Origin of the sequence: Phyllobacterium myrsinacearum, from assembly GCF_002980555.1 — a bacterium.
GTDB lineage: Bacteria > Pseudomonadota > Alphaproteobacteria > Rhizobiales > Rhizobiaceae > Phyllobacterium > Phyllobacterium myrsinacearum.
Genome location: NZ_PVBT01000003.1, coordinates 250,406 through 261,971, shown reverse-complemented (window position 1 = coordinate 261,971; position 11,566 = coordinate 250,406). Strand labels below are relative to the sequence as shown.

Annotated in this window: 5 protein-coding genes; all 5 read left to right on the top strand. The window is 61.4% G+C overall.

Features of this window, described 5'->3' with window-relative positions:
- The first annotated feature begins 104 nt into the window (after positions 1–104).
- Genes C5750_RS11900 through addA form a run of 5 tightly spaced genes read left to right on the top strand, consistent with a single transcriptional unit; the run spans position 105 to position 11,523 of the window.
- The gene (locus C5750_RS11900; protein ID WP_105734114.1) at positions 105–2,636 is read left to right on the top strand and encodes a sensor histidine kinase; all 2,532 of its coding nucleotides are present in this window, start codon (positions 105–107) and stop codon (positions 2,634–2,636) included.
- A gap of 7 nt (positions 2,637–2,643) precedes the next feature.
- Positions 2,644–4,155, top strand: coding sequence for a tRNA (adenosine(37)-N6)-threonylcarbamoyltransferase complex ATPase subunit type 1 TsaE (tsaE, locus tag C5750_RS11895; protein ID WP_105734113.1), 1,512 nt, complete (start codon positions 2,644–2,646; stop codon positions 4,153–4,155).
- Complete coding sequence (locus C5750_RS11890; RefSeq protein ID WP_105734112.1) at positions 4,156–4,887, top strand: nucleotidyltransferase family protein; 732 nt, start codon at positions 4,156–4,158, stop codon at positions 4,885–4,887.
- The gene (gene addB, locus C5750_RS11885; RefSeq protein ID WP_105734111.1) at positions 4,880–8,023 is read left to right on the top strand and encodes a double-strand break repair protein AddB; all 3,144 of its coding nucleotides are present in this window, start codon (positions 4,880–4,882) and stop codon (positions 8,021–8,023) included. Before C5750_RS11890 ends, addB begins: the two co-directional genes overlap by 8 nt.
- Positions 8,020–11,523 carry a double-strand break repair helicase AddA gene (gene addA / locus C5750_RS11880; protein ID WP_105734110.1) on the top strand — a complete coding sequence of 1,168 codons (3,504 nt, stop codon included), beginning with the start codon at positions 8,020–8,022 and terminating at the stop codon, positions 11,521–11,523. The genes addB and addA overlap by 4 nt, the downstream gene beginning before the upstream one ends.
- Positions 11,524–11,566 lie beyond the last annotated feature (43 nt).

Genomic DNA, 11,566 nt, shown 5'->3' with positions numbered 1-11,566 from the left:
TGTAGTGATTCGGGATAGCTTTCTTCCAGATGGGCCAAATGGTTGGATCAATCAGATGGGTTGGAACATGAGATATCTGTCAGAATGGGGCGACGACGGTTGATATGAAGATTGCTGATGGGGATGTTCGCGGGAAAGAGGCAACACGCGGAAAGCGGGTGCTGAAGAAACTGCGGACTGTGCTGGCGGGAGCCGGCTCGACTGTTTCTATCCTTGGCGCCATGTCTCCTGCTGCCCATGCCGACGATCTCCTTGGCAAGATCAACACGCCATTCGGGGTTGCATTCGGCACGTTCGAAGTCATCCAGTTTGCCATGTTCCTCGGCGCGATGGGCGCGGCCCTGTTGTCGGCCGGCTGGCTGATCCGCGAGCGCAGCCGCATCGCTGGCGAGAATCGCCAGCTGCGCGACAAGGTCGCCGATCTCAATGTCGCGGTTCAGCGCGGCGAAGCGCTGCTCAATCTGAAGGATCAACGGGTGGTTGTGTGGGAAGGCAATTCCGCGACGCCCAATCTTGTCGGCAGTCTGCCGCAGGAAATCGGAGTTCCCGAAGACCGGTCGCTGTTCCTGGCTTTTGGCCGCTGGCTGCGTATTGATTCGGCAACCCTCTTGGATCGCTCCGTCGAAGCCCTGCGCGGCAAGGCCCGTCCCTTCGATATCGTTGTCGAGACATCGAAGGGAACGCCATTGGAGATCCAGGGCCGCACCTCCGGCAGCTATGCCATTGTCCGCTTTATCAGTCTCGGCGAGACGCGTGCCGCCCAGGCGCTGCTCAAGACGGAAAACTATCAACTCAACGAAGCCCTGACCACCTTGCGCGGCCTGCTGGAGCAGTTGGAAATGCCGGCATGGAGCCGCGACAGGAGCGGCAAGCTCAATTGGGTCAACATGGCCTATGCCAAGGCGGTTGATGTCAGTGACGTGCATGTTGCCGTGGCCGAGACACGCGAACTGTTCGGGGTGCAGGCACGCGAGCGCATCGAACGCGAGAAGGCGGCAAGCCGGTCTTTCCAAGACGAGCTGTCGACGGTGGTCGGCGGCGATCGTCATGTGTTCCGGGTCACGGATGTTGCGAGCAGCGCCGGTTCTGCCGGTCTGGCCAATGATGTCAGCGACATTGAACTGGTGCGCGAGGAATTCAAGCGCACCGTCCTCAATCACTCGGACACGCTCGACCAGCTGAATTCGGCGGTCGCCATGTTCGATGCGAACAGGAAGCTGCAATTCTTCAATCAGGCATTTGCCAAGCTGTGGGGGCTGGAAACCTCCCTGCTGGAGAGCCGGCCTGACAATGCGATGCTGCTCGACCGCTTCCGCAGCGACGGCACATTGCCGGAACAGCCGGATTGGCGCCGCTGGAAGGACTCCATGCTTTCGGCCTATCATTCGGTCGAATCGCAGGAGCATCTGTGGCATCTGACCGACGGCCGGACCTTGCGCGTCATCGTCAATCCGCAGCCCAAGGGCGGCGTCACCTGGGTTTTCGAGAACCTGACCGAAAAGCTGCAGCTGGAAAGCCGCTACAACACGCTGATTAAGGTACAGGGGCAGACACTGGACCATCTGGCCGAAGGTGTGGCGGTGTTCGGTTCCGACGGCAAGATTCGCCTGTCCAACCCCGCCTTTGCATCGCTTTGGTCGCTGAAGGCCGAGCAGATCGCCGAAGGCATGCATATCTCGGCGATCCGCCGCCTGTGCGAACCGGTTTCCGATGCGACGCAATGGGAAAGCTTTGTCACAACAGTCACGGGTTTTGATGACAAGCGGGAGTCCCTGTCGGGGCATGTCGAGTTGACAACCGGGAAAATCCTCTATTTTGCCTCTGCCCCGCTGCCGAGCGGCCAGACCATGCTGACCTTCGTTGATGTAACGGATTCCGTGCGGGTCGAACGGGCGCTGAAGGAAAAGAACGAGGCGCTGGAGCGCACGGACGAACTGAAGAACGATTTCGTCCAGCATGTCTCCTACGAGCTGCGCTCGCCGCTGACCAACATCATGGGCTTTACCGAACTGCTGCAGACGCCGATGACCGGCCCGCTCAACGAGCGTCAGCGCGATTATCTCGACCATATCGGCACGTCGTCCTCGGTGCTGCTGACCATCGTCAACGATATTCTCGATCTTGCCACGGTCGATGCCGGTATCATGGAGCTGGATATCAGTGACGTCTCCGTCGCCGATGCCGTCGCCACCGCCTCTGAAAAAGTGGCCGAACGCCTCAGGGAGCATAACATCCTGCTCGATACCCGCATCGCATCCGGCGCGGGCTCCTTCCGTGCCGATGCCAGCCGGGTCAAGCAGGTGCTTGCCAATCTTCTCAGCAATGCCGCCAACTATGCGCCCGAAGGCAGCACGATCACGCTGACCTGCGGGCGGGAACACAATGAGATGGTTTTCAGCGTTCAGGATAATGGGCCAGGCATGCCGGATTATGTGCTCGACAGCATTTTCAAGCGGTTTCAGCCCTATCCGAATGGCGGCCGCAAGCGCGGCGCCGGTCTTGGCCTGTCCATCGTCAAGGGCTTTGTGGAGCTGCATGGCGGCAAGGTCGATATCAGCAGTGCCGCGGGCAGGGGCACGCTCGTGACCTGCCGGTTCCCGCTGGAAGCACGCTCCTTCAGCATTGCTGCTGAATAAGGCGCCCATGACGGCTCTGACACTCCAGCTTGCAACGGCGGAAGACACGGAACGGCTCGGTCAGGACATCGGGCTCGCGCTGGTCAAGGGCGACCTTGTCACGCTGTCGGGTGATCTGGGGGCTGGCAAGTCGACACTGGCGCGCGGACTGATCCGCACCATTGCCAATGACAGCGCCTATGAGGTTCCAAGCCCCACCTTCACGATCGTGCAATCTTATCCCGAACTGCGTTTGCCGATCAGTCACGTGGATTTGTACCGGCTCTCATCCGGCGAAGAAGTCGACGAGCTTGGGCTGGACGATGCACTGGAGGACGGCGCCGTTCTGGTGGAGTGGCCGGAGCGGGCCGACGATACCCTCGCCAAGCCGGCGCTCCGCATCAATCTGCTCCATGATGGCAGCGGCCGCACGGTCGAGATTGACGGGGAAGACGCCGCCCTTGCACGGCTGCAGCGTTCGCTCGCCATACGCACATTCCTTGGCCGGGCAGGATATGCCGACGCGGACCGCCGCTATCTGCTCGGCGATGCCTCCGCACGCGGCTACGAGACGATCGATACTGGCTGTGAACGTCCGCTGATCCTGATGAACTCGCCCTATAATCCCGGCGGACCAATCCTGCGTGACGGCAAGACCTATATGCAGATCGCCCATCTTTCCCAGTCGGTCACGGCGTTTGTGGCGGTCAACCATCTCTTGCGGTCCAATGGTTTCTACGTTCCGCAGATAATGTCCGATGATCTCGACAACGGCTTCCTGTTGCTCGAGAATCTTGGAAATGAAGGCATACTCGATGCCGATGGCGCCCCCATCATCGAGCGTTACGAAGCCTCCGTGCGGCTGTTGGCGCGGATGCATGAACGCTCCTGGGCGCGTGACGTCGAGGTTGCCAAGGGCTATATCCATCATATCCATGATTTCGACCGCGACGCCATGATGATTGAAGTGGAACTTCTGTCCGACTGGTATGTTCCGCGAATGGCGGGTCTCCGGCTGTCACCCGGAGAGAAGGCGGCCTATATCGATGCTTGGGATAATGTATTTAGTCGACTTAATTCCTCGGAAAAAAGTCTCGTTCAGCGCGATTTTCATTCCCCCAATATTTTGTGGCGCAGCGAAGCAAGCGGTATAGATCGTGTTGGGCTCCTTGATTTTCAGGATGCGATGATTGGACCATCCGCCTATGACGTGGCGTCTCTGGTGCTCGATGCGCGGGTAACGATCGAGCGCAAGCTCCAGAAATACCTGCTTGCCGCCTATATCGAGGAACGGCGGTCCCGCGACAGTTCTTTCAATGAAAGCGCCTTTCTGGAAGCTTTTTCAATCATGGCGGCGCAGCGCAACGCCAAGATTCTGGGCATCTTCGTGCGGCTGGATGAGCGGGATGGCAAGCCCTATTATCTCAAGCACCTTCCGCGCATCCAGGCCTATTTGGCCCACGCACTCGAACACCCGTCGCTGGCGCCTGTGCGTGAATGGTGTAAAAAGATGGACCTTCTTTCCCCGGAGTTGCAGTGAATGACGATACCCGGTACGGCGATAGTTCTGGCTGCGGGCCTCGGCAAGCGTTTGCGTCCCATCACGGATACGATACCAAAGCCCTTGGTAAAGGTAGCCGGCAAATCATTGATCGATTGGTCGTTTGACGCGCTCAATGCAGCAGGCGTTGCCCGCGCCGTGGTCAATGTTCATTATCTCGCCGACCAGATGGAGCAGCATCTTGCATCGCGGCGCTCACCGGTGATCGCCATATCGGACGAGCGGGCTGAACTCCTCGATTCGGCTGGCGGCATCGTCAAGGCGCTGCCGCTGATCGGCCGGGATGCCTTCTATATTCTCAACGCCGATACATTCTGGATCGACGGCCCCCGTCCCAATCTTGTCCGCCTCGCCGAAGCATGGGATGCTTCGAAGATGGACATTCTTGTGATGGTGGCGCGGATGGATCAGGCAACCGGCTATGAAGGCCGCGGCGATTTTACCTTGGATGCCGAGGGAAGGTTGCAGCGTTTCCACGAAGGCGATGCATCGCCCTATATCTATGCCGGGGCTGCGATCACGCATCCACGTCTCTTCGACGGGAAGCCGGTGGCGCGTGCGTCGCTCAATCGCTATTTCGATGAAGCCATCGGCGCCGGGCGTCTCTTCGGGATGCCGATGCAGGGCCATTGGCTGACTGTCGGCACGCCCGAGGCGATCGGAGAGGCGGAAGCCGTGATTGCGCGTCTTGGGCAGGAGACCCATGGTTGAGCGCCACAGCCCACGCATTTTCTCGATAGCTCCCGGAGACCCGTTTCTTCCCGCTCTGGTTGACGCGGTTCTGTCCGGCAACCTCATTCCGGGTTTTCCGGCCAACCCTGCCGATCCGCTGGCGCTTGCCCGGGCGACGATTTATGTGCCGACCCGCCGCGCAGCGCGAACCCTGCGCTCGCTGCTTGTGGAAAAGAGTCCGGTGAAATCCGCAATCCTTCCCGTCATCCGGCCGCTTGGGGATGTCGATGAGGATGCGGCGATGTTCGATATGGGGTCGGACGCGTTTTTCGATCTGCTGCCGCCGGTCAGTTCGACGGAACGGCTGCTTCTGCTTGCGCGGCTGGTACGGCCGTGGCGGGAGCGCCTGCCGGAACATGTCCGCGCGCTGTTCGGCAATGAGGATATCGCCATTCCGGCGACCACGGCGGATGCCATCTGGCTGGCGCGGGATCTGGCCGGGCTCATGGATCAGGTGGAGACCGAGGCAAGCGGCTGGAGCACGCTGTCGAACATCGTTTCGGAAGAACTGCCGGAGTGGTGGCAGGTGACGTTGGATTTCCTCAACATCGTCACCAGTCTCTGGCCGGATATTCTCAATGAGCGGCACCGGTCCAACCCCGCCGCCCACCGCAATCAGCTGATTGAACTGGAAGCGGAGCGGCTTCTGCGCAGTCCGCCCGATGGCCCGGTCATCGCTGCTGGTTCCACTGGCTCGATCCCGGCCACGGCACATCTTCTCAGTGCAATCGCCGCTCTGCCACAAGGTGCGGTGGTTCTGCCGGGGCTTGATCGCGACATGGATGAGCCGAGCTGGCAGGTGCTGGCCAACACGCAGGACAATCCGTCCATCTTTGGTCATCCGCAATTCGGCCTGAGGAAGCTTCTGGCCGAGCTTGGCGTCCTGCGCCAGGACGTCATTCGTCTCGGTACGGTGAGCCCGCAGAAGCGCGCGCGCGAGCATCTGCTGGCGGAAGCCATGCGCCCGGCCGAAACAAGCGAGGCGTGGAGTGCGATCAACCGGGATAGCAACGCGTTTTCCGCGGCGGTCGCGCCCGTCGCCCTGATCGAGGCAGCCAATGAGCGCGAGGAAGCGCTGGCTGTGGCGATCGCCCTGCGCGATGCCATCGAAGCGCCTGACAAGACGGCGGCACTCATTACGGCTGATCGGGACCTTGCCCGGCGTGTGGCGAGTGAGCTCGCGCGTTTCAACATTGCTGCCGATGATTCCGGCGGTCATGCCCTGCGCGAGACGCAACCGGCAACGCTTTTGCGCCTCACCCTCGAAACGGTGTTCAATCCGGGTGACCCTGTCGTGCTGCTGGCATTGCTCAAGCATCCGCTGACACGGCTCGGCATGGACCGCAATGCCGTCAGGCAGGCTGCAGAAACCATTGAGCTGATTGCCCTGCGCGGCGGCACCGGGCGCGCGACCCTGGCAGGACTGGCTGAATTCTTTGAGCGGCGTCTTGCCGAAGGCAGTACGGCACCATTCGAGCCTGCCTGGCTGCGCCAGATCTCCGCGCAGCGTGTTGAGGCCGCCCGGATCGTCTGCGCGGCCCTTGGGCAATGCATGCTTGAGCTGAGTGTCTTCACGCAGGTGCGCGAATCCGTGGAAATATCGGATATCGTCCGGGCGACAATTGCCAGCCTTGAAAATCTGGTCCGCGATGACAGGGGCGATATATCGGGGCTCTATGCTGGCGCGGCCGGCGAACAGTTCGCAGCCTTTCTGCGCAATCTCGTCTCTGCCGATTCCGGTCTCGATTTCATGCCGGTTGAATGGCCGGCAATGATCGAAGCGCTGATGGCAGGTGAGGTGGTGAAACCCAAGGCCGGTGCCCATCCGCGCCTGTTTATCTGGGGTGCGCTGGAAGCACGCCTGCAGACCGTCGATACCGTCATCATCGGCGGCTTGAACGAGGGGTCCTGGCCGGGCAAGACCCGCAACGATCCCTTCATGTCCCGGCCGATGAAAGCCGTCATCAACCTGGAACCGCCGGAACGGCGCACCGGCCTTGCGGCGCATGATTTCCAGATGGCGCTCGGCATGGAACGTGTCATTCTCAGCCGGGCGCAGCGCTCGGCCAATGCGCCTACCGTTGCGTCGCGCTGGCTGCAGCGGCTGGAAACGGTGCTTGGCAAGAAGGCCGGTGACGAATTGCGCGCCCGCGGCGCGCAATATCTGCATTGGGCCCGGGACATTGATGACGCGCCCGACGAGGACTTTGTCAAACGGCCAGAGCCAAAGCCACCGCTGGAGGCGCGGCCAAAACATTTTTCCGTCACGGAAATTGAAACCCTGCGGCGCGATCCCTACGCGATCTTCGCCCGGCGTATCCTGCGCCTGCGTCCCATTGAACCGCTGATCCGTGATCCCGATGCGGCGGAGCGCGGCTCGCTGTTTCACGACATTCTGGCGCATTTCACCGAGCAGGGTATCGATCCGGTTCGTACCGATGCAGCGGCCCGGCTTTCGGAGATTGGCCGGCGCTATTTCGATGACATCGCCTTGCCGGAAGAAATCGATGCGGTGTGGTGGCCGCGTTTCCTGAACCTCGTGCCGGAGTTCCTGCAATGGGAGCGCGACCGGGCGCCGCTGCTGGCCGAGCGCCATCCGGAAATCGCCTCGAAGAAAATCCCGGTGGAAGCGTCAGGTGTCACGCTTTCCGGCCGTGCCGACCGTGTTGATCTGATGCGGGACGGGACCGTTGAAATCATCGACTACAAGACCGGCTCCACCCCCTCGCGCAAACAGGCGCATGTGCTGCTCTCGCCGCAGCTGGCGCTGGAAGCGGCGCTTCTCGCCCGCGGTGCCTTTCACGAAGTTGGTGCACGTCAGGCCTCGGATCTACTCTATGTGCGCTTGCGGCCAAACGGCAGGGTCGATCCGGAATCGATTCTCAAGGTGGGAACAGCGGCCAGCAAGAGCGAAAAGACCGCGCCTGAGCTGGGTGTGCTTGCGTGGCTCCGCTTGAATGAACTGCTTGTTGCCTATCATGATCCGCAAAAAGGATATCTGTCGCGCGCCTTGCCATTCAAGGAAAGCGATCTGACCGGGGACTACGATCATCTCGCGCGGGTGCTGGAATGGTCGGCAGGCGGCGCTGACGATGGCGGGGAGGGCGGGGAATGAAAAGGCCGCTCAACATCCCCAGGGAAACCATTGACGATCAGAACAGCGCTGCCAATCCGGTGGATTCCGTCTGGGTGTCCGCCAATGCCGGGTCGGGCAAGACACACGTTCTGACCGAACGGGTCATCCGCCTGCTGCTCGACGGCACCGATCCGTCAAAAATACTGTGTCTGACCTACACCAAGGCCGCCGCCGCCGTCATGCAGAACCGCGTCTTTGCCCGGCTTTCCGACTGGGCAACCATGGATGAGGAGGCGCTGGCGCAGACGATCGAGAAAATTGACGGCAAGCGTCCCGGACCCGCGCGGCTGGCGCAGGCGCGCCGCCTGTTTGCCCGGGCATTGGAAACACCGGGCGGGCTGAAGATCCAGACCATCCACGCCTTTTGCGAGGCCATTCTGCATCAGTTTCCATTGGAAGCGAACATCGCCGGTCATTTCGAATTGATGGATGACATGATGCAGGTGGCGTTGGTGGGGGAAGCACGCCGCCAGCTGCTGCAGACGGCGCGGCTTGACGGTAATGTCGAGCTTGCGGCTGCCTTCAACGACGTCCTGGACGCGGCCGGCGAGTTCGGGTTGCAGGAACTGCTCGATGAAGCCGTCAACAAGCGCCATGACCTGACCCAGTTCATTCGCGATGTGGGTCATGATGCGCTGCGGCGCCCGCTGTTCTTTGCCCAGTTCGGTTTCACTGGCGCGGAGACGGAAGACGATATTCTGTCCACCCTCTGGCCGGTTCCGGAATTCCCGCAGGGCGTGCTGGACGATATCATGACGGTGCCGAAGGGCGCTTCGCGGGCCCAGGAGTTTGCGCTCCTGCTGCGGTTTGCCAAGGTGAATGATCAGATCGATCAGCGCGAAGAGGTGCTGCGGGCAGCCTTTCTCAAAGCGACAGGCGATCCCAAGAGCGGCGGGTATGTCGCGTCGAAAGGCGTGACTGACCGCATTCCCGATTTCATCGAACGCTATGACCGGTCAGCGGACAGGATTTTCAGCGGCCTGGACCGCCTGAAGCAGCTGCGGCAGATCCGGCTCACCCTGTCGGCGCTGGTGCTGGTCGACGATCTGATTGGACGTTACCAGCAGATGAAAAGGGCGCGGGGCCTTCTCGACTTCGATGATTTGATCGTGCGCACGGTGGCGCTGCTGGCGCGGCAGGATGCCGGGCCGTGGGTGCAGTACAAGCTCGACAAGGGCATCGATCATATTCTGGTCGATGAGGCGCAGGATACCAGCCCCAATCAGTGGCGAGTCATTCGCCTGCTCAGCGAGGAGTTTTTTTCCGGCAATACCGCACGCACCGTCCGGCGCACCCTGTTTGCCGTGGGCGACGAAAAGCAGTCCATCTATTCGTTTCAGGGTGCCATCCCGGAAGATTTCGCCCGCCATGGCAAGGCAACCGAGAAGAACGCTGAAAATGCCGAACTGAGTTTCTCCAGGGTCAATCTGAACTTCTCCTTCCGCTCCGTGCCCGACGTTTTGTCCGCAGTGGATGCCGTGTTCAAGCGGCCTGAAGCCAATCGCGGCTTTGGTGCCGACCATGGGGCGACTGTCCATACGGCGATCCGGTCCGGTGATCCCGGTGAAGTGCAGATCTGGGATATGCTGACGCCCGAAACCACGGAGCAGGAGGAGGATTGGCGCACGCCGGTCGACAGTCTTCCCGCGCCGCCGGTCAGGCTTGCGGAACAGATCGCCAGGACCATCGATCTCTGGTTGAAAAACGGCGAGGTCATCGAAGGCAAGAACCGGCGTCTGCAGGCGCGCGATATCATGGTCCTGGTGCGCAAGCGCGATCAGTTCATGCCCGCCCTGTCGCGTGAGTTGAAGAAGCGCCATGTGCCGGTGGCCGGTGCCGACCGGCTGAAACTGACGGATCATATCGCCGTCAAGGATTTGATGGCGCTCGGCCGTTTCATGCTCTTGCCCTCCGACGATCTGTCGCTGGCGGCATTGCTCAAGAGCCCGATCTTCAAATGGGACGACGACCAGCTTTTTCATCTGGCGCATGGGCGGGCGGAGAACGAAACCCTGCATCAGCGCCTGTCGATCCGGGCGAAGACCGATCCGGCGCTGGCGGCCGTCGCCAAGCGCCTGCAGGAGTGGCGCAACCGTGCCGATACGGTGCCGGTATTCGAGTTCTACGCCGATATTCTCGGCAGCGGCGGTGCGCGGCGCGAGCTTCTGGCGCGGCTGGGGCATGAGGCTGGCGACGTCATCGACGAATTCCAGAACTATGCCATCGCCACGGAAAAGACCGGTCTTCCCGGACTGCAGGCGTTCCTGGAAACGCTGGACGCGGCCACGCCGGAGATCAAGCGCGAGCTGGACCAGAGCCGGGATGAAGTGCGCATCATGACCGTGCATGCGGCCAAGGGGCTTGAAGCTGCGGTGGTATTCCTGGTTGATTCCGGCAGTTCCGCTTCATCGGGCGGGCGCACGCCCAATCTTCTGTCCTTCCCCATGAAGGAAGAGGAGGGGTGGCAGGGCAAGGGCTTCCTTTTCGTGCCGTCCAAATCCTATGCAACCGCCTTTACCGGTTCCATCGTCGACAGCCTGAAAGTGCGGTCGGAAGAGGAATATCGCCGCCTGCTCTATGTCGGCATGACCCGTGCGGAGGATCGCCTGATCGTGTGCGGCTACCGCGGTGCCCGCCAGTCACCGGATACGTGGCACGGTCTTGTCGATGCGGCGCTCACGGATGTGAGCGAACCGTTCGATCATCCGGTTGAGGGCATCGTGGCGAAACGTTACCGCGAGACTGCGCGGAGCACCGGTCCGGTGCAGGAGCCGGAACTGATGCCGGCGGCATCGGTGATGCCTTTCCCGTCCCGGTATCGCGCGCCCATGGCAAGGGAGGCCGGGCTGCCGCGCCCGCTCGCGCCGTCCGGCGTGTCTCTTCTGATCGAGCCCGAGACGGAAGAGCCGCTGCTCACCGGCTCGCCGGTTCTCGGCGCAGAGGGCACCGATCCCTCCTTCGCGATCCGGCGCGGTACGGTCATCCATGCGCTGCTGCAGACATTGCCCAATCTGCCCGCCGATCAACGCCGCGCTGCCGCCGGCCGGTATCTCTCCCGCGCTGCCTTTGACTGGACGCCGGAAGAAATTGAAAGCGCCCTGCAATCGGCATTTGCCGTGATGGACGATCAGCGTTTCGCGCCGGTCTTCGCGCCGGGTTCCCTTGCGGAAATCGCTGTCATGGGCACGCTGCATCTGCGCGGCAAGGATCATGCCGTATCCGGCGTCATTGACCGGCTTGCGGTGAGCGAAAATCGCGTGCTGATCGTCGATTACAAGACCAACCGCCCGGCGCCACGCAGCCTGAAAGAGGTGCCCGACGCCTATGTGGCACAGCTGGCACTCTACCGGCAGCTGCTGGAGCCGCTTTATCCGGGAAAGAGCGTGGAAGCTGCTTTGCTGTTCACCGAAGGTCCCCATCTCATCGATATTCCGGTGAATGAGATGCAGGCCGCCCTTGCCCGTCTCACCGCATCGTGAGATGACCGAGCTTGACGCGGGTGGGTAGACTCACCACATGATG

What these genes read in the sequence shown, in the direction of transcription:
- addA (WP_105734110.1), top strand. Translation starts at nt 8,020, where the DNA reads ATGAAAAGGCCGCTCAACATCCCCAGGGAAACCATTGACGATCAGAAC.
- C5750_RS11900 (WP_105734114.1), top strand. Translation starts at nt 105, where the DNA reads ATGAAGATTGCTGATGGGGATGTTCGCGGGAAAGAGGCAACACGCGGA.
- tsaE (WP_105734113.1), top strand. Translation starts at nt 2,644, where the DNA reads ATGACGGCTCTGACACTCCAGCTTGCAACGGCGGAAGACACGGAACGG.
- C5750_RS11890 (WP_105734112.1), top strand. Translation starts at nt 4,156, where the DNA reads ATGACGATACCCGGTACGGCGATAGTTCTGGCTGCGGGCCTCGGCAAG.
- addB (WP_105734111.1), top strand. Translation starts at nt 4,880, where the DNA reads ATGGTTGAGCGCCACAGCCCACGCATTTTCTCGATAGCTCCCGGAGAC.